Origin of the sequence: Belliella marina (assembly GCF_042682445.1) — a bacterium.
GTDB lineage: Bacteria > Bacteroidota > Bacteroidia > Cytophagales > Cyclobacteriaceae > Belliella > Belliella marina.
The window spans coordinates 140493-160386 of record NZ_JBHUHR010000043.1 but is presented as its reverse complement, the minus strand read 5'-3'; the positions used below and the strand labels follow the sequence as shown (position 1 = coordinate 160386).

15 protein-coding genes are annotated in these 19894 nt (G+C 40.2%); 9 read left to right on the top strand and 6 right to left on the bottom strand.

Features of this window, described 5'->3' with window-relative positions:
• Positions 1 to 215: 215 nt before the first annotated feature.
• The gene (locus tag ACFSKL_RS17065; protein ID WP_376887600.1) at positions 216 to 551 is read right to left on the bottom strand and encodes an FAD-binding domain-containing protein; all 336 of its coding nucleotides are present in this window, start codon (positions 549 to 551) and stop codon (positions 216 to 218) included.
• 140 nt (positions 552 to 691) lie between these two features.
• Here ACFSKL_RS17065 and ACFSKL_RS17060 point away from each other — a divergent pair, with 140 nt between their 5' ends.
• Both ACFSKL_RS17060 and ACFSKL_RS17055 read left to right on the top strand, forming a co-directional pair.
• Positions 692 to 1273, top strand: a complete 582-nt coding sequence (locus ACFSKL_RS17060) for a hypothetical protein (RefSeq protein WP_376887597.1) — start codon at positions 692 to 694, stop codon at positions 1271 to 1273.
• An 80-nt stretch (positions 1274 to 1353) separates the two neighbouring features.
• Entirely contained in the window at positions 1354 to 3753 is a 2400-nt protein-coding gene (locus ACFSKL_RS17055; protein WP_376887594.1) for an alpha-L-rhamnosidase-related protein, read from the top strand.
• Here ACFSKL_RS17055 and ACFSKL_RS17050 read toward each other — a convergent pair whose 3' ends face one another.
• Together ACFSKL_RS17050 and ACFSKL_RS17045 are read right to left on the bottom strand one after the other, a co-directional pair.
• The gene (locus ACFSKL_RS17050; RefSeq protein WP_376887592.1) at positions 3754 to 4176 is read right to left on the bottom strand and encodes a secondary thiamine-phosphate synthase enzyme YjbQ; all 423 of its coding nucleotides are present in this window, start codon (positions 4174 to 4176) and stop codon (positions 3754 to 3756) included.
• A 155-nt stretch (positions 4177 to 4331) separates the two neighbouring features.
• Positions 4332 to 5345 (bottom strand): dipeptide epimerase, encoded by a 1014-nt coding sequence (locus ACFSKL_RS17045; protein WP_376887589.1) that lies wholly within the window; start codon positions 5343 to 5345, stop codon positions 4332 to 4334.
• A gap of 100 nt (positions 5346 to 5445) precedes the next feature.
• Here ACFSKL_RS17045 and ACFSKL_RS17040 point away from each other — a divergent pair, with 100 nt between their 5' ends.
• From ACFSKL_RS17040 to ACFSKL_RS17030, 3 genes are all read left to right on the top strand, one after another.
• On the top strand, positions 5446 to 6882 hold the full coding sequence (locus tag ACFSKL_RS17040; protein WP_376887587.1) for a M14 family zinc carboxypeptidase: 1437 nt from the start codon (positions 5446 to 5448) through the stop codon (positions 6880 to 6882).
• A 177-nt stretch (positions 6883 to 7059) separates the two neighbouring features.
• On the top strand, positions 7060 to 7791 hold the full coding sequence (locus ACFSKL_RS17035) for an SIMPL domain-containing protein (protein ID WP_376887585.1): 732 nt from the start codon (positions 7060 to 7062) through the stop codon (positions 7789 to 7791).
• Positions 7792 to 8035: 244 nt separating this feature from the next.
• A complete protein-coding gene (locus tag ACFSKL_RS17030; protein ID WP_376887583.1) occupies positions 8036 to 8503 on the top strand; it encodes a YehS family protein in 468 nt (155 codons plus the stop codon).
• A gap of 334 nt (positions 8504 to 8837) precedes the next feature.
• Here ACFSKL_RS17030 and ACFSKL_RS17025 read toward each other — a convergent pair whose 3' ends face one another.
• The 3 genes from ACFSKL_RS17025 to ACFSKL_RS17015 all read right to left on the bottom strand — a co-directional run bounded on the left by ACFSKL_RS17025 (position 8838) and on the right by ACFSKL_RS17015 (position 11741).
• Entirely contained in the window at positions 8838 to 10409 is a 1572-nt protein-coding gene (locus ACFSKL_RS17025; protein ID WP_376887581.1) for an Rne/Rng family ribonuclease, read from the bottom strand.
• Between the two features lie 183 nt (positions 10410 to 10592).
• On the bottom strand, positions 10593 to 11411 hold the full coding sequence (locus tag ACFSKL_RS17020; protein WP_376887579.1) for a tetratricopeptide repeat protein: 819 nt from the start codon (positions 11409 to 11411) through the stop codon (positions 10593 to 10595).
• Positions 11412 to 11432: 21 nt separating this feature from the next.
• Positions 11433 to 11741, bottom strand: a complete 309-nt coding sequence (locus ACFSKL_RS17015) for an HU family DNA-binding protein (protein WP_241274373.1) — start codon at positions 11739 to 11741, stop codon at positions 11433 to 11435.
• A gap of 160 nt (positions 11742 to 11901) precedes the next feature.
• On the opposite strand from ACFSKL_RS17015, the gene mutY reads away from it, so the two are divergent.
• The 4 genes from mutY (at position 11902) to gltB (ending at position 19894) form a co-directional block, all read left to right on the top strand.
• Complete coding sequence (mutY, locus tag ACFSKL_RS17010) at positions 11902 to 12975, top strand: A/G-specific adenine glycosylase (RefSeq protein ID WP_376887577.1); 1074 nt, start codon at positions 11902 to 11904, stop codon at positions 12973 to 12975.
• Between the two features lie 52 nt (positions 12976 to 13027).
• Positions 13028 to 13483: a single-stranded DNA-binding protein gene (locus ACFSKL_RS17005; protein ID WP_376887574.1), complete on the top strand. Its 456-nt coding sequence runs from the start codon at positions 13028 to 13030 to the stop codon at positions 13481 to 13483.
• Between the two features lie 158 nt (positions 13484 to 13641).
• On the top strand, positions 13642 to 14991 hold the full coding sequence (gene gldE, locus ACFSKL_RS17000) for a gliding motility-associated protein GldE (protein WP_376887572.1): 1350 nt from the start codon (positions 13642 to 13644) through the stop codon (positions 14989 to 14991).
• 412 nt (positions 14992 to 15403) lie between these two features.
• Positions 15404 to 19894, top strand: a complete 4491-nt coding sequence (gene gltB / locus ACFSKL_RS16995; protein ID WP_376887570.1) for a glutamate synthase large subunit — start codon at positions 15404 to 15406, stop codon at positions 19892 to 19894.

The following is a 19894-nucleotide window of genomic DNA, read 5'->3' as shown; positions in this document are numbered from 1 at the left end:
GATGGCATAAGCGTTCTTAATTTAAAGGTTAATGTTGAATTTCTCCCTTTAATATATGAAATCTAGCTTATGCCTATTTTTCAAACATAATACCTTTGTGAAAAACTTGGTGATCCTTGTGGTAAAAATTATAACCACAATGATCACCAAGTCTACAAAGAAAAAAACACTAAAGTCTTCGTCTAAATGTGAAGGTTTTCCCCCAGAATGAGGCATTAAAACAATGGTATCTTGACCATGGGATGTAGATAAGTTGCGCCAAGTGAAACCTGATACTCCTTTAGTTGCTTTGTGGATAACTCAAAAGGTTGATGGATATCAAACCCCGGAATGGCTTCTAGCTCCAGAATCCAACACCTCACACACCCCCCTTTTCGATCATAATTATTTGCCTGCTTGAGGATATTGAAGTGTCTATTTTCCCTAGGGTCATTCCCAGCGCCAGCCACACACATCCAATTTCCCCAGTTGGAACAAACATGGTAATCGATCAACTGACTTTCAAAATATGCCGCATCCCTGTGCCAGTCTATATTAAGATCATTGACCAATTAACCGACTGTTCAAATAAAGTTTTTGGGTAATTCGAAATATTTTACCTTACTTGAGCATCGTATTCCATTCCTTTATTGTATCTATCTAAAAGAATAGATTTTACATTGCAAACAATTTAAATGTAAGCAACCATAAAATGAAGAAACTACTATTTATTGTCTTAACTCTTATTTCTACAAACCTGCTTGCACAGCGAGAACAAATCGAACAAGGATCAGGCTCTTTGGTATTTTGGGAAAACTTATCCAAACTCTGTGGAAAATCATTTGAGGGGGAAATGGTCAACGCCTCTGAGAATGATCAGTTTTATGGAAAAAAACTCGTAATGCATGTAAGAACATGTGAGGATGGCAAAATTACAATCCCGTTTCACGTAGGCGATGATCATTCCAGAACGTGGGTATTGACCATGGAAGAAGGGGATGTGATCAAACTAAAGCATGATCATAGACATGAGGATGGTACTGAGGACCGAGTGACGCAATATGGAGGAACAAGCAGCAATACAGGTATGCCGAAGGTTCAATTTTTCCCTGCCGACCAAGAAACAACAAGCTTGATTCCTTATGCTGCTACAAATATATGGTGGATAACTTTGGATGACACTACATTTTCTTACAACTTAAGAAGAATCAACAACGACACTTCAATAAATGTAAAGTTTGACTTGACAAAAGAAGTGGAAACACCACAAACTCCTTGGGGTTGGGAAGATTAAACAACTTTTGTGAAAATGGTTGATTGGCAAGGTTTAAAGGCTTAAATTCAGTTATTGAGAGTGTTTAAATTTTATCAATTATGAATAAAAAATATGCCTTCCTATCGACATTTTTGATTTTATCTATTCTTTCATGTCAAAATGAACCTCAGCAAGACCCACTTCAGGAATTAATCAAGAACAAAGAAGGCTTGATTGGAAAATCTGAATACCTAAATTCCCCTTATGTAACTGCTGGAGACCGGGTATATATGGTAGGCCATCAAGATGGGACTTTTCCTGATTTGGGATGGCATGTAGAAGGGGAGATGGGAGGAATCTGGAATCATCCCATCAAGATGATGGATGGATTTACAAATTCAATCCAGATTGAAGGCAGCTCTTATTGCTTGGATAGAGCAGATCAATTTATCAACTATCCTTTTGGCAATAAGCATATTTTTTCTGAAACTATCCCTGACCTTGAAGTCAGAAGATTTCAGTTTGTCCCAGATGGAATTGAAGGAGTGATTATTGAATTTACCTTTAGCAATAATGGGAATGAAAAAAAATCATTTGATTTCAATTTCACAGGACATACTGACTTGATGCCTGTTTGGCTTGGTGAAAGAGTTGGGATGACAGATGATGTGGATAACTTGAATTTCGATGAATCAAGAAAAGCATGGAGAGGAAAGGATGATTCCAATGAATGGTATGTACTCTTCGGTTCAAATCAACATGGAGTTGAAGAGGAAAAAATCGATATCTCTTGTCTCTACGAACCACAGGGCAAGGGGGGTTCTGCCAATCTAAAATACAAAGTAACTGTCAGGCCAGGAAAGATAGAAACCATCAGATTTTTTATAGCTGGCTCATACAAAGATCAGGATTCTGCGGAAAAAACCTATGATCTCTTATCAAAGCATGCAAACACCTATTTAAAAGAGAAAATCGATCACTATGAAAAAATTGCCTCCAAATCAAAAATCACCATTCCAGATAAAGAACTTGAATTGGCATTTGAATGGGTAAAGTATAATACAGAATGGTTGGTCAGAGATGTGCCAGAGATAGGGAGAGGGCTTGGTGCTGGCATGCCAGATTACCCATGGTGGTTTGGTGTGGACAATGAATACACCCTCAAAGGCGCAATTGCAACAGGCAGGAAGGATTTGGTTTATAGTACGATAGAACTTATCCACAAGCTATCTGAAACAAATGGTAACGGAAAAGTCGTCCATGAAGTAAGTTCCAACGGTGTGATTTTCAATCCTGGAAATATCAATGAAACACCCCAGTTTGCTTCATTGATCTATTGGGTTTACCAATGGACTGGTGATAAAGAGTTTTTGCAAAAATATTATCCTTTCATCAAGAAGGGCTTGAAATGGCTAATGGAAGAAAATGATGCGGATGGGAATCTTTTTCCGGATGGGTATGGCATGATGGAAATCCACGGATTGGAATCAGAGATGATCGATGTAGCGGTCTATACCCAAAAGGCATTTGCAGATGCCGCCAAGATGGCAAAACTCATGGAAGAAACAGAACAAGCCCAAAGTTATCAACATACAGCTGATCTGCTAAAAGAGAAGATCAACAAGGAATTTTGGGTAGAGGAATATAACTCGTATGCAGATTTTATCGGAACTACGGCAGAGGCGCTGCACTTGATTGACGCTGCTATTATCAGAGCTGACACACTTGAAAAACCATGGGCAGTAGAAGAGTTGAAAGCTACAAAGAAGAAGTTATCCACATATCCAAGGAACAAAAAGCAAGGATTTGTTCTCTTCCATAATTGGGTTGTCAATACGCCTATGGAAATGGGGATAGCAGAAGAAGAAAAAGCAATCAAAGCATTGGACAAAGGAAGCAAATTCGTAAATCCTTTTGGGGTGTTTGTTACCGGAATTGATCGGGATGAAACCTCCGAATCTGCTGATGGAAAGTTTGAAGGGAGTAAAGTCTTTTCATACACAGGTGCAGTGATGACTTTGCCAACTGGTGTCCAAGCTATCTCAGAGAATAATTACGGAAGGCCTGATGAAGCTTTGGGTTATTTAAAAAGAATGACAAAATCTTTTGGATTTGCACTTCCGGGTTCAATTTATGAAGTTTCTCCTGACTATGGAATGATGGCACAGGCTTGGAACCTCTACAGCTATGCAGTTCCTTTGGTGACGCAGTTTTTCGGAATCAATCCAGATGCCAGAAACAAAGTTATCCACATAAAACCTCAAATGCCAAGTTCTTGGAATTCAGCCAAGATTGAAAATGTAATCATAGCTGACAACAATATTTCCATGGATTTCAAAAAAGAGGATAACGAGATTCGAATTGAAGTCACACAAAAGAATGGAGATTGGGAAGTGCACCTTGACCCATCATTCTATAATGTGAAAACATTAATATTAAATGACACAAGGTTTGATTCTATAGAAAAGGGCTCATACTCAAGTACAGGAAAATCAGTTATCTATACTTTAACATTATAATCAGAGTCCAAAAGCTGTCAAAACCAGCTCTCTCCGCCCTCCATTATTTCTGAACTCACAAAGGTAAATTCCCTGCCAAATTCCTAAGTTAAGTTTTCCACCAGTTATAGGTATTTGCAGACTGTTACCCAAAAAACTGCTTTTCAAATGCGCTGGCATGTCATCTAAACCCTCATAAGTGTGGATAAACCGTGGATAACTTTCCGGAACCAACTCATTGATAAAGGTTTCAAAATCCTTCCTTACAGTCGGATCTGCATTTTCATTGATAGTCAAACCTGCCGAAGTATGCTTGATAAATACCTGAAGCACTCCTGCCTGGATTTGACTGATTTCAGGAATCTGGTGTTCGACTATCTCTGTGATCAAATGGCACCCTCTGGGATAACTTTTTAACTGAATCTCGTGTTGGTAAAGTTTCATTAATTTTTCACAATTTAATTTTGCAATATTAAAACAGCCTCAATCTTAAATTTTATTTCATCCTGTCATGCCCTAGTGTAGTTTGCAATTACATGTCAATATCCACAGTCAGTTTGCCTGACAATTTAATATCCGAAGTTGCTAATCAATTAATTTTAAACCACCAACTCCGCCCCAATCCCATTTCCTTCAGGAAAACTTATCGCTTGTGGAGTGATGACCACTCCCCGTGCTATATCCTTCTTCAAAAGCATCGCTCCATCCATATCTACATAGTCCAAAAGTGCCGCGATATGGGCTATGGCTGTGATTCCTACAGATGATTCCGTCATGCATCCGACCATTGTTTTCATTCCCAACTTTTTGGCCTCAGCAATCATCCTTAACCCAGGTGTGATCCCTCCTGCTTTTACCAATTTTACATTGATTCCATGGAATAGGCCATGGCATTTCTTCACATCCGACTCTACAATACAACTCTCATCTGCTATCACTGGAAGTTTGCTGTATTTGTACACTTCTTTCATTCCCTCCAAATCATCCTTCCCCAATGGCTGCTCCATAAACTCCACATTCAACTTCTGCAATTCCTCCGAAAACAAAATAGCTTGATCTGCTGTCCAAGCACAGTTTGCATCTATCCTAAATGGAGAATTGGTATGCTTTCTCAATTCTCTAACTATTTCCAAATCATTGGCAGTACCCAATTTGATTTTATACAAAGGCCAATCCACTTCCTTCATCTTTTCGACCATTTTCTCCACAGAATCTATTCCGATGGTAAAATTGGTCATAGGGATATCCTTTGGATCCAAGTGGAGGTATTTATACAGCTTTTCACCCCTCATCTTGGTAAAGATATCCCAAGCGGCCATGTCCAAAGCACATTGGGCAAATGGATTCAGTTCAAAAACACTTCTGCTCATTTCCCAAAGCCCTTCAGGCGTGTTCCAACTACCATTTTCTACAATATCCCTGGAGTTTTCCAGAGACAAACAGATGTTTTCTTGGTTAATCCCATAAAAAGGATTTGTAGTCGTCTCACCCAAACCATAGAAACCCTCGTGCTCAAGCTTCACAATCACAGTATCCTGTATATCCCTACTTTGATGTGCGATGGTAAAAGTATGTTTGAGTTCAAGGTCTTTTACGAAAAATGAAAGTTTCATCGATTGAGGATTTGAATGATGGGATAATTATTTTTTAGCTAAATTTAGCTAAAGATAATAATCACCTATGAACACTTTGAAAAATACCCTACAAATTTTAATGCTCATTTTTCTATTTGCATGTAGTAAGCAAATAGAAACCCCATCAAAAATAAACCTTGATGATTTGGAAAATGCTTATGGGCAATTTAAGCAAGAGGGCATCGAAAAGAGGCGGTTTAAATATGAAGAAATTACACATCTGATCAGCGAAAGGAATTCCAGGTTTCAAGTGGAAGAAATCGGAAAATCTGTAGAACAAAAACCTATCTATCAACTGACAACAGGAACAGGCAATACCAAAGTAATGCTATGGTCCCAGATGCATGGCAATGAAAGTACAACTACGATGGCACTTTTTGACCTGATGAATTTTTTGGGTGGAGAAGAGGATGATTTCACAGAAATCAGAAATAAAATTTTGTCAAAAATAACCTTAAGAATAATCCCCGTCGTGAATCCAGATGGAATGAACCAATGGAAAAGGAGAAATGCGCTAGACATAGACCTCAATAGGGATGCTATCGCACTAACATCCCCTGAGTCCAAAATCCTAAAGAATGCGAGAGATAGCTTCTCTCCACACTTCGGTTTCAACCTACATGACCAGCAGATCTATTACAATGTATCCCAAAGCCCAAATCCTGCCAGCATTTCGGTATTAGCCCCTGCATACAACTATGAGACAGACATCAATGATGTGAGGAAATATGCCATGAAGGTGATCATTGGCATCAACAAACTGTTGCAGGAAGTAAAGCCTGGGCAAGTAGGGAAATATGATGATGCATTTGAACCTAGGGCTTTTGGGGATAATTTCCAAAAATGGGGTACAAGCACAATTTTGATAGAGTCAGGAGGCATGGCAAATGACCCTGAGAAACAGGAAATCCGTAAATTGAATTTTATGCTTTTGCTCCATGCTTTGACAGAAATTGCAGACGAAGCATACAAAAATCACGATTTGGAAGACTATTACTCTATTCCTGACAATGACTTGAAGCTCATGGATCTGATCATTACCAACTTGAGCATCAACCTACCAAACTATCGACACCAGGTTGATCTTGGGATCAGAAGAAGGGAATACGATACTGATGATGATTATTACGTCAATGGAATTATTGATGATTTGGGTGATCTATCGGTCTTCTATGGCTATGAATCCTTGGATGCAGGTGGGATGGAAGTGAAAGAAGGCAATATTTTTGAAGAGGTGTTTGCCCAAGTGGAAGACCTTACAGAAGAAAAGGTGCTGGAATTATTGCAAAATGGATATTTGGCTGTGAAAGTTGAAAATGCAGATGACCAACAACTATATGATTTACCCATTTTGATTTTGTCAAAAAGAGACCAAATCCCGTTCAGCATCAAGATGGGGGGCAATCCAAATTTCTTTTTGGAAGAAAAAGGAATCCTGAAATATGCGGTAGTAAATGGCTTCTTGGTTGATTTGCAAAACAAAAAAGATCAGGTATATCGAATGAAAGTCTTATAAATCCACATTATTATCTTTAAATTTGAACATAAGATTCAATGCCGCTTCGCTAAGGGGCGGGACCTGTCAGGTTTAATCCTTGCAAATTGCTTGTTTTCCAATATAAAGGATCAATTTTATTAACAAAAAACCTGATAGGTCTATTAGAAAAGACCTTGAAGTACTTACCCAACATTTATGAAACAGCATCTTACAGCCGCCATTTTTGCCTTGGCAATCATCGTATCTGCCGCTATTTTAGGCAATTCCATTGTCAACAGAAACAAAAAATCAGGAACAGTGGATGTCACTGGATTAGGAGAACAAAATTTCTCCTCGGATCTGGTAGTTTGGGAAGGAAACTTTAGCAGAGAGAGCTACGAAATCAAAGATGCTTATGCAGATCTGGAAAAGGACCGGCAGGCAGTCACAGATTACCTGGTCAAAAAAGGAATTCCAAAGGAGCAAATCATATTCAAAGCTGTCAATACCAACCCCCAATACCAGCAGAATTACAACAGCAGCGGGAATTTTATGGGGCGTACTTTTTTGGGTTACCAATTGGATCAATCCATACAGATCGAATCCAATGAAGTAGACAAAGTCGAGCAAATCTCCAGGGAAATCACAGAACTTCTCCTTCAGGGTGTCAAGTTCTATTCCCAGCCTCCAAGATATTATTACACAAAACTGGAAAGTCTAAAAATAGAAATGATCTCCAAAGCGACAGAAGATGCCAGACTCCGTGCTGAGCGAATCGCTGAGAACTCAGGTTCTAAATTGGGCCAACTTATTTCTGCAAATATGGGGATATTCCAGATTACTGGACAAAACTCGGCCGAAGACTATTCTTGGGGAGGCACATTCAATACAAGCTCAAAAGAAAAAACAGCTTCCATAACAATGAGGTTAAGCTATAGGGTGAAATAGGAATTGGGTTATTTGCTACTTTGTTAGTAACTAAACTACCTTAGAGTTGAAGTAGAATCGTTTTGAATGGGCTAAAGCCGACTAAAGAAGTTTAGTCCAACTGAGTACACTTTGCGAAAATCCTTGTGTAATTTATGCGACCATGGTGTTCTTTGTGGTCAAAATTGGAAAAAGGCTTAACCACGGAGAAAACGACGTTTTACAAAATGTTCGCAAATAATAAAATTCCCAAATAAAAGCATACATGACAAACAACGATATATTAAGAAGCTTGCGCTATACATTTGATTTCTCGGATGACGAGATGATTTCAATTTTTGGTTTGGGGACATTGGAAGTTGGCAGACCAGAAGTAAGTGATTGGCTCAAAAAGGAAGATGATCCCGAAAGTAAACCCATCTATGACAAAGATCTGGCTGCATTTCTGAATGGCTTGATTATCAAAAATCGGGGCAAAAAAGATGGAGAACAGCCCCTTCCCGAGAAAAAGCTTAACAACAACGTGATTTTCAGGAAACTGAAAATTGCTATGAACATGAAAGATGAAGACATCTTGGACACCTTGGATTTGATTGGTTTCAGGTTTGGAAAACATGAACTCAGTGCCCTTTTCAGAAAACCGGAACAAAGCCAATACAGACCCTGCAAGGATCAGGTTTTGAGGAATTTTTTGAGGGGATTGCAGGAGAAATACAGGCCTAAGCTGATTTAATAAGCTTACAAAAACAACTAAAAAGGTTGAAATATGCCTATTTCGCTAGGTTTCATGATAGAAGCACTTATAACAATTGAACTGCCTCAATACGAAAATCAGAATAATTTTCTTTTAAGAAAATTCACCATCCAATTGAAAAACGGAACACTAATTTTAACAAACTAAAGTTATGTTTCATTATTTTCCCAAAAAAATTTGGGTGCAATCCCTACTCAACTAAAATTACTAGATTTTAAACTGGATGGCACTTACAGTTATCCCACCTTTTCCAAAGCTCAAAAACTTTGGAAAAGCTTACAACGCAAAGGCTATAAACCAAAAAAAAGCGAGACTATTCAGTCTCGCTTTTTACGTTTAGTTCTATTTCTTCTCCTGAATTGTCCAGGAATCTGTACTCCGTCACTGGAAGTGATGAATCTTTGATCAATTTTACCCATTTGAAGTATTTGAAAAACCACCTTACCCTTTGTGATATGATGCCATTCGTAAAGAAGGCATGAAGGTATGGATGTAGTCCAATCTGGATATTTGAAATATTTTGGATAGTAGCCATATGCTCTAGGTCTTTCTCCAGCTTATCTGCCACCAATATGGAGGCCTGGATTTTGCCAGTCCCATTACAGGAAGGGCAAGTTTCTTTAGTGACAATATTGACTTCAGGCCTTACACGCTGTCTAGTGATCTGCATCAGCCCAAATTTGGTCAATGGCAGAACGGTGTTTTTGGACCTGTCATCTTTCATCTCATCCTTCATTGCATCATAGATCGCCTTCTTGTTCTCGGCTCTTTTCATATCTATAAAGTCAATGACGATGATGCCTCCCATGTCTCGAAGGCGCAATTGTCTAGCAATTTCTTTGGCAGCTACCAGGTTGGTCTTCAATGCCGTTGTTTCCTGATCGCTTTCTTGGTTGGATTTGTTCCCACTGTTGACGTCAATGACGTGTAGGGCTTCGGTATGTTCAATGATAACATAACCGCCTTGGGGAAGACTTATCGTCTGACCAAACAAGCTTTTGATTTGCTTTTCTATTCCAAAATTTTCAAAGAGCTTGGCTTTACCATTGTAAAGCTTTACTATTTTTTCCTTTTCAGGAGCGATAGATCTGATATAAGATCGGATCTGATCGTAGATCAATTCATCCTCTACTGTGATTGCATCGAATGATTCGTTGAGCAGGTCTCTTATGATAGAGGAAGCCATGCTCATTTCTCCGATTACCTTGTCTTTTGGTTTTGCTTTTGGAAGCTTTTTCATACCATCTTCCCAAGTGCTTACCAAGTTTCTGAGGTCTTTGTCAAGTTCTGTGACTGACTGACCTTCAGCAACTGTTCTGATAATCACGCCAAAGTTGGCTGGTTTGATGGAAGTGATTAAGCGTACCAGCCTTTTTCTTTCATCTGCACTACGGATCTTTTTGGATACGTTGACAGTGTTGGAAAATGGAACCAATACCAAATAGCGACCGGCAATGGAGAGCTCACAGGATAGTCGAGGGCCTTTCGTTGAGATAGGCTCTTTTACAACCTGAACCAAAATTTGGTTGTTTTTAGGAAGGACATTGGAAATTTTTCCAAGCTTTTCTATATCAGGCTCTAGGTCAAACCCTTTTAAATTGTAGCTGGTGTAGTTACCGTTTTTGGCCAATTTCGAAAATTTGTTCAGGCTATTGATCTGGGGGCCAAGATCCTGATAATGCAGGAAGGCATCTTTCTCATAACCCACGTCAATGAATGCCGCATTCAGCCCATTGACGATTTTCCGAACTGTTCCTAGATAAATATCACCGACTTTGAACTGATTGTCGTCTCCATCGGAATGGAGCTCAACCAGGCTTTTGTCTTTTAAAAGAGCGATACGACTACCGCTTTGAGCAGAATCGATTACTAATTCTGTGCTCAAATCGTGTCTCTGTTTATGTGAATGAACGTTTACTGTAAAAACTCAAAAAGAAGAAGTAATTAATTACTTCTTCTTATGTCTGTTTTTTCTAAGTCTCTTCTTACGCTTGTGCGTAGCGATCTTATGTCTCTTTCTTTTTTTACCGCAAGGCATAGTTTTAAAGATTTAAAGTTGAACAATTATTTATAGCCTTTCGAGATAGCTTTCGACACTGGACAGGATCATCTGATCCATCGTCATATCTTTCACTTTTCCGAACTGCTTTTTTGCTTTATTAGTCTGCTTTGATTCAAAATAACTCACAGCTAAATAAAATTGCCCTTGGAGATTGTCGGGGTGGTACTGGACCAACTCTTCAAATCTTTCGGCAGCTCTTTTATACTGGCCTGACTGCATCGAAAGAATCCCCATGTTGAACAGGGCGTCTTCGTTTTTTGGATCAGCTTCCAATACTTCCCTCAGCATGGTAATACCCTGCATTGGGTTGGTAGAAGACACATAGGTCATGGCCACTTTGGTTTTCAGATCAAGGCGCTTTGGATCTTTCTCCAAAATTTGGTTCAAATAGGTTCTTGTCTTTTCAGCCAACCTCACTATTTTCTTCTCATCCAAAGCGAAAGTGTACGCTTCGTAATAAGCATTCCCTGTTTTTTCCAATCTCTCTAGGTTCGTTGATTTTTCCAACGCACGTTCGTAATAGAACCCTGCACTGTCATATTTACTTGCCTGAAAGTAGAGTGAAGCAATAGAGTCTGCAAAGGTAACAAATTTTTCCTTATTATCTTCCGACTCCAGTTTTACCAATAGGGTATTGATGTCAGCCTTGATGGATTCATCCACTTCGGGTTCATGCATACCTACAGGTGAATTTGGCTCTGATTGCTCAGTTTCGGACATTTCAGTCACGCCCTCATCATTATCTACCACAACTCTAGGAAGTGAAAATAGAATTGCTACTGCTACAATTCCTATGGCGATTGCTATGATTTGGGATTTCTTCATAAGGAAAAATAGTCCTCAGGACTATTCCTGAGGAGCTAATTCTTTGATTTTTTTGCTACTCTTGATTTTCTCAATGAACACTTTGGACGGCTTGAACGCCGGTACATAATGCTCGTCGATTACAATCGCAGTGTTTTTAGAAATATTACGGGCGATTTTCTTAGCTCTCTTCTTGTTAATGAAGCTGCCAAATCCTCTCACATAAATATTGTCTCCCTCTGCCATGGAATCTTTGACAACTTTGAAGAATGCCTCAATAGTTTGAGTTACATCATCTTTCTGGATTCCAGTTTTCTCCGAAATCTTGGTAATTACTTCTGCTTTAGTCACGGTCTAATTATTTTAAATTATTATCGAATAAGCTTAACAACCTATTAACCAACTAATTTTGGGACTGCAAATTTACAAGAAGCATTTCAATATAAAAACAATTTGACCAAAATTAGCTTCATTTGTTTAACGAAATATTATTCATAAAAATTTCAATGTTTTGAATAACAATCATTTTGCATCCATTTTATTGGACTGGTACAGTCGGCACAAGAGGGATTTGCCATGGAGAAACACCAAAGAACCATATATCATTTGGTTGTCAGAAGTCATACTTCAACAAACCCGGGTCGCCCAGGGACTACCCTATTTTGAGAAATTTCTTGAAAATTTCCCAAAAGTTGGGGATTTGGCCGAAGCCCCTTCGGACGAGGTCATGCGGCTTTGGCAAGGACTCGGATACTATAGCCGCGCACGAAACCTCCACCAATGTGCAAAAGACATTGTTGCTATATATGAAGGAAAGTTTCCCGACAATTATAAAACACTTCTAAAACTCAAAGGGGTGGGAAGCTACACAGCCGCAGCCATTGCCTCCTTTGCATTTGATGAACCTGTTGCAGTAGTGGACGGAAATGTCTTCAGGGTATTGGCGAGGTATTTTGGGATCAGTACCGATATCGCAAGCGGCAGCGGCAAAAAAGAATTCGAAAAAATAGCCAATGAACACATCAGCAAAAAGTACCCTGCCGAATACAATCAGGCAATCATGGAGTTTGGCTCCCTGCAATGTACTCCCAACAAACCCAACTGTGAAGACTGCCCATTGAAACTATCCTGCTTTGCCTTCAACAATGGCCTGGTCAACCAACTCCCAGTCAAGGTTAATAAAATCAAAGTGAAAGAAAGGTATTTTACCTATTTTTATATAGTGTGTGGAGACCACGTTGTGATCAAGCAGAGGAGCGGAGGAGACATTTGGCAAGGATTATATGATTTTCCTTTGGAAGAGAGGAAGATAGCCCATGCCAATGAATTCAAAGAGCTTTCCATTCTAGAAAAATTAGGTCTATTTGATCCAAAAATTCATTTTAATCCCGAAACTAGATTCAAACATATTCTTACACATCAAAGAATTTTCGCCAACTTTGCAACGTTTGTGATTGATGAAAGCCATCTTTCAAAACTTCAAAAATGGGCAGAAGAAAACGGCTACGAGCTGGCTGATTTTCCAAAACTTGAATCTGTGGGCAAACCAAGATTGATTATGAAGTTTTTGAACGGTGAAAAATAATTCTTAACTTTAATCGTAAACTTTTTGTCAAACATTTAAACATTTACATATTATGGCTGGAGTAAATAAAGTAATTTTAGTAGGTAATCTGGGCCAAGATCCGGAAGTCAAGCATTTGGAGGGTGACAAAGTTGTAGCCAACGTAAGTATAGCCACTACAGAATCTTACAAGGACAGATCCGGAAACAGAGTAGACAACACTGAGTGGCATGATTTGGAATTGTGGGACGGATTGGCAAAAATCGCCGAAAGCTATCTCAAAAAAGGAAGCAAAATCTACGTAGAAGGCAAGATCAAAACCGATAGCTGGCAGGACGAGCAGGGCAACAACCGTAAAAGGGTCAGGATAAGAGTACAAAACATGACAATGCTGGATTCCAGAAGCGATAACCAAAGCGGTCCTGGAAACAACAGTACAAATTACGCCAACAACAACAGCAGCCCTCAGCAGATGCCTTCACAAACGGTATCGGAAGGACCTGCAGATGATGATGATTTGCCATTCTAATACCACGTTTTTCAAGCGATAAGCGTATATAGCCCAGATTAATCATTGATAAATTTGACTCAGATAAAATTAATTGCCATCTTTAGATAAGTTGTGAAATTAAAACTTAGAGTACTTTATCAGAATTGGTTAATTTTGCAGAAATAATTAAATAATTAATGGACGACCCATATCCGAGTATTTTATTGCTGGCTGAGTTTTCAGAAATCTCAGCCAGCTATCTATTGACAAATGGATTGATTTTTATCCTATTACTTATTGCTTCTGGCCTCATTTCTGGATCTGAGGTAGCATTTTTTTCACTTACAGCAGAAGACCTCCAGGAGATTGATACACAGGGAGAAAAAAATGCCAATACGGTGATTCGACTCATAGAAGAGCCACAGAGGCTCTTGAGCACGGTGCTGATCCTGAACAACCTGATCAATATCGGCATTGTCACCCTGACGACCTTTGTGACATGGACAATCTTCGGGCTGAATGCTACAGGGGTAATGATCATATTGGTACAGACCATCGGGGTCACTTTTGCCATTGTATTCTTTGGGGAAATAGTACCCAAGGTATATGCGACCAAAGCAAAAATAGAGTTTTCCTTGATGATGGCCCCACTGATCTATGTATTTTCGGTCATCCTCAAGCCACTATCGCTCTTTTTGATGAGCCTTAGCAATATTATTGAAAGGAGGATCGAGAAAAAAGGATATTCCCTATCCGTAGACGAACTGCACCAAGCACTGGAAATCACCTCTGAAGACACGACAGATGAGGAAAAAGACATCCTCAAGGGAATTGTAAATTTTGGTACCCTATCGGTCAAGCAAGTCATGCATTCCCGGATGGAAATCACTGCCGTGGATCTGGAGACGGACTTTCATGAGTTGATGGATAAAATCAACAAAAGCGGCTACTCCAGAATCCCCGTTTACAACGAAACTATAGACAACATTGAGGGAATCCTATATATCAAGGATTTGCTGGCCCACATAGAAAAAGATGAGGATTTTGAATGGCAAAGCTTGGTAAGGAAAGGTTTTTTTGTCCCAGAAAACAAAAAGGTTGACTCATTACTAAAGGATTTTCAGAAAAAACATGTCCATATGGCCATCGTCGTGGATGAATATGGAGGCACTTCCGGATTGATTACATTGGAAGATTTGATCGAGGAAATCATCGGGGAGATCAATGACGAATTTGATGACATCCAAGACTTCTATTATCAGGAAATCGATCCACAGACTTATATATTCGAAGGCAAAGTATCCTTGAATGATTTTTGCAAAAAATTGGACCTGGATCAGCAGATATTTGAGGAAGTAAAAGGGGAAAGCGAATCCTTAGGCGGGTTACTTTTGGAACTGAATTCCAAACTCCCAAAAAACGGCGTAAAAATCACCTTCGAAAACTTTGAATTTACCATCTTGGCAGTGGATACCAGAAAGATCAAAAAAGTAAAAGTAAAGCTTTTGGACAGTGGGGAAAAGAACCTGAATCCGCATGAAGATTAGCCAATCCTGAGATTTTCACTACAGCATATTGTTCTGCAAAAACCCATATTTACAAAACGTTTGCGATTTCAAGTTTTTAAAAAAATCCATCAATAAAGTACAGATTTCATTTTTACAGGAGAAAAAATCAAAAAAAAATTATTTTTTTTTGCCCAACCACCAATATCACATCTACACATATTTTTTGCAAATAGTGGTTTGATTTCAAACCGATATTCAGAAATAATACACAATTTTTCCCTAAAGTACAATTTTTAGAAACCAAAGGGTGTATTTATATTAAGGTAATTAATGGCAATAAACAATACGAACAATGCAGTTAAACTGTCATTCAGTTGCTAAAATTTTAATAGAAAGAAAATATTTTGTAAATTTTGCAACTCAAATTGAAACCTATTAAAAATTATTGATAATGAAAAAAGGATTATATCGTTCAGAGTTCGAACATGATTCTTGTGGTATAGGTGCCGTAGTGAATGTCAAAGGGACGAAGACCCATGAGACAATCAGCGATGCACTCTATATGTTGAGCAACATGGAGCACAGAGGAGGTAGAGGAAGTGACCCCAAGACTGGAGATGGAGCAGGAATTCTCATTCAGGTACCCCATCCATTCTTGAAAGAAGTTACTTCAAGAGCGGGATTCTCTATCCCGGACGCCGGCAGTTACGGTGTTGGAATGACATTTTTCCCAAAAAACAAACAACTATATAAGAGATCCAAAGAAAGTCTGAACCAAATCATCAAGGAACTTGGCTTCAAACTAATTGGCTATCGAGAAGTCCCTGTAGACGAAACTGTCCCAGGTTCTGGTGCATTGGATGTCATGCCTGTGATCGAGCAGGTTTTCGTCAGCCATAAAGATGGACTTCAGGGAATCGACCTGGAGCGTAAACTGTATGTCTTGAGAAACCATGCCACCAGCCGGATCAACAGCGAAATCCCCGGGGTGAACAATGCATTTTACTTTGCCAGTTTCAGCTCCAACACCTTAATATATAAGGGGCAGTTGAGAACGGATCAGGTTTTGCCTTTTTACAAAGATCTTCAAAACAACAGAATCACCTCAGGACTGGCGATAGTCCACTCCCGATTCTCAACCAATACATTCCCAAACTGGAGACTTGCGCAGCCATTTAGATATCTGTCCCATAATGGGGAGATCAATACAATAAGAGGCAACTTGAACAAAATGAAGTCCAAGATGTCACTGATGCGTTCGGTGAACTTTACGGATTCAGAATTGGCCAAACTAATGCCTGTTACCAATAAGCAGTATTCAGATTCAGCCAATCTGGATGCACTTGTAGAATTGTTGACACTTAGCGGAAGAAGCTTGCCACATGTGATGATGATGCTCGTGCCTGAGGCATGGCAGGACAATCAGATGATGGACAAGGACAGGAAGGCATTCTATAAATTCCACGCTGCATTGATGGAGCCATGGGATGGTCCTGCTGCATTGTTGTTTTCCGATGGAAAATCAGTCGGTGCTACCTTGGACAGGAATGGGTTGAGGCCTTTGAGGTATTTTATTACCAACGACGACCGCTTGATCCTTTCATCCGAAGCGGGAGCATTGCCAATCAGGGAAGCTACCATTACGGAAAAAGGAAGAATCAGCCCGGGAAGAATGCTTTGGGTGGACTTGGAAAAAGGAAAAATCTCCTTCGATGACGAGGTCAAAGCCTCTGTTTGTGACAATAAACCATATGATAGCTGGGTAAGGGGAGAAAGATTGAAACTCAGACTGATGCCTGATCCCGAGAAGCTTTCCAATCCATATTCAACTGAGGAGATCAAAAAACGGCAAACGATCTTTGGATACACCTCTGAGGAATTGAACATGATCCTCAAGCCTATGGGAGACACTTCCTATGAGCCAATAGGTTCTATGGGGGCAGATACACCATTGGCGGTTTTGTCCAAGCAAAGCCAGCACATTTCGAATTACTTCAAGCAGCTTTTTGCCCAGGTAAGTAATCCACCAATTGACCCTATCCGAGAGAAATTAGTGATGTCTCTTTTCACCAGAATCGGGGAAAGCCATAATATATTGGATGAAAGTCCAAGACATACAAGACAGATCCATATCTCGCAACCGGTATTGCTGAATGAGGATTTGGAAAAACTCAAGCACCTGGAAGACCAAGGATACCGGGCGGTTACACTGTCTTCACATTTTGAAGCTGACCATCAGCCGGGAAGGATCCTTGAGGCACTCAACAACCTCTGCAAGGAAGCTGAAGGGGCGATCTATGCAGGAAAAAACATCATTATCATATCTGATAGAAACAGCACAGAGACACAGGCACCTATCCCATCTCTATTGGCCATTGGAGCTGTACACCACCACTTGGTCAAAAAGAAATTGAGAACAAGGGCAGGCTTGGTAGTTGAAGGCGGAGATATCAGGGAAACACACCATTTTGCTACGGTAATAGGATATGGCGCATCTGCCATCAATCCTTATCTGGCACTTGAAAGCTTGGTACACCTCAATGAAAAAGGACTTCTTTCCAAAGAAATCCCGACGAAGCAGCTGTTCGCAAACTATCAGGCGGCAGTTGGCAAAGGCTTGTTGAAAGTGCTTTCCAAAATGGGGATCAGTACACTTCAATCGTATCAGGGAGCCCAGATATTCGAAGCCATTGGATTGGGCCCTGAAGTGATAGACAGATGCTTCAAAGGCACTGTCAGCAGGATTTCCGGAATTTCCTTTGACGAATTGGCAGAAGAGGTGTTGATCAGACACCATGCCGCATACAATACAGACAGTCCTTTGTTGGAAACCGGTGGGGTATACCAATGGAAAAGAAGAGGGGAAAAACACCTTTTCAACCCTGAAACCATCCACTTGCTTCAAAAATCGACAAGACTCAATGATTTCAACCTATACAAGAAATTTGCTGAAAAGATAAATACCCAAACCAAAGACGCACTGACACTCAGAGGTCTTTTTGAATTCAAGAAGAGAATCTCTATTCCTATCGAGGAAGTAGAACCTATTGAATCGATCCTAAAAAGGTTTGCAACAGGTGCTATGTCTTTTGGATCCATCTCCCATGAAGCCCACAGTACTTTGGCGATTGCGATGAATAGAATCGGCGCCAAGAGCAATAGCGGGGAAGGCGGGGAAGATGAAATCAGATTTGAAAGAAAAGACAATGGCGATTGGGAACGCTCTGCCATCAAGCAAGTGGCTTCCGGTCGATTTGGGGTGACCAGCAATTACCTGAGCAATGCTGCAGAACTGCAGATCAAAATGGCGCAAGGTGCAAAACCGGGAGAAGGTGGACAATTGCCAGGCCACAAGGTAGATGATTGGATCGGAAGGGTGAGACACTCTACCCCAGGTGTGGGATTGATTTCTCCGCCACCGCACCATGATATCTATTCCATTGAGGATTTGGCACAATTGATCTATGATCTGAAAAATGCCAATAGAAAAGCAAGAATAAACGTAAAACTCGTATCTCAAGCGGGTGTCGGTACTGTGGCGGCTGGTGTAGCCAAAGCACAAGCCGATGTAATCCTAATCTCAGGTGCTGATGGGGGCACGGGAGCTTCTCCTTTGAGTTCCATCAGACACGCTGGCTTGCCTTGGGAGCTTGGGCTTTCGGAAGCACACCAGACATTGGTCAAAAACAATCTCCGAAGCAGGGTAGTCCTACAGACAGACGGACAGCTAAGAACAGGAAGGGATATTGCCATCGCTACACTTTTGGGTGCAGAGGAATGGGGTATTTCTACAGGAGCTTTGGTTGTAGAGGGTTGTATCATGATGCGTAAGTGTCACTTGAATACTTGCCCGGTGGGAATTGCCACACAAAATCCTGAGTTGAGAAAACTGTTTACTGGAAGTCCTGATCATGTGGTCAATTACTTCATGTTCCTTGCTCAAGATTTGAGGGAAATCATGGCTTCTTTAGGCTTTGCGACTATCGATGAGATGGTGGGGCAAAGTGATGTCCTAAAAGCTACCGGTAACATGAACCACTGGAAATGGGATAAAGTTGATCTTACACCTATATTCCACAAAGTGGAAGTTCCAGACCATGTGGGTATCCACAAGCAAATCGACCAGGAATTCGAGTTGAAAAAAGTATTGGACAGGAAATTGATCAAGCAAGCCCTTCCGGCACTTGAGCAAGCCAACCCGGTAAGTGGCAAATTTGAAATCAAAAATACTGACAGAACAGTCGGTGCCATGCTTTCCAATGAAATTTCGAAAATCTATGGAAGTCCAGGACTTCCGGAAGATACCATACAGTTTAAATTCATCGGATCTGCAGGACAGACTTTTGGAGGATTCTTGACCAAGGGTGTGAGTTTTGAGTTGGAAGGTGAAGCCAATGATTACTTTGGAAAAGGGCTTTCCGGCGGAAAACTGATCGTCTACCCTAGCAGAAATGCCAACTTCAAAGCCAAAGACAATATCATCATCGGTAACGTGGCTTTCTATGGAGCTACTTCTGGTGCTGCCTACATCAATGGCAAAGGGGGAGAAAGATTCTGTGTCAGAAACTCAGGTGTGGAAACAGTTGTAGAAGGAATCGGAGACCATGGATGTGAATACATGACCGGTGGCTTGGTAGTCAACTTGGGAGAAATCGGAAGGAACTTTGCTGCTGGTATGAGTGGTGGTATCGCCTATATCCTCAAGGATTACATCCACTTGATCAATCCAGAAATGGTCGATCTTGACCCACTCAATGAGGATGATTTTGTCACCATCAAAAACCACCTGAAGAGTCACCAAGAATTCACCAACAGCCAATTGGCAGCCGAATTCAACGAAAATTGGGAAGAATACAAAGAGCGATTTATCAAGGTCATTCCGAGAGATTTCAAGGAAGTATTGAAAAAAAGAGCTTTGGAACAATCAAAAACATTAGTCTAA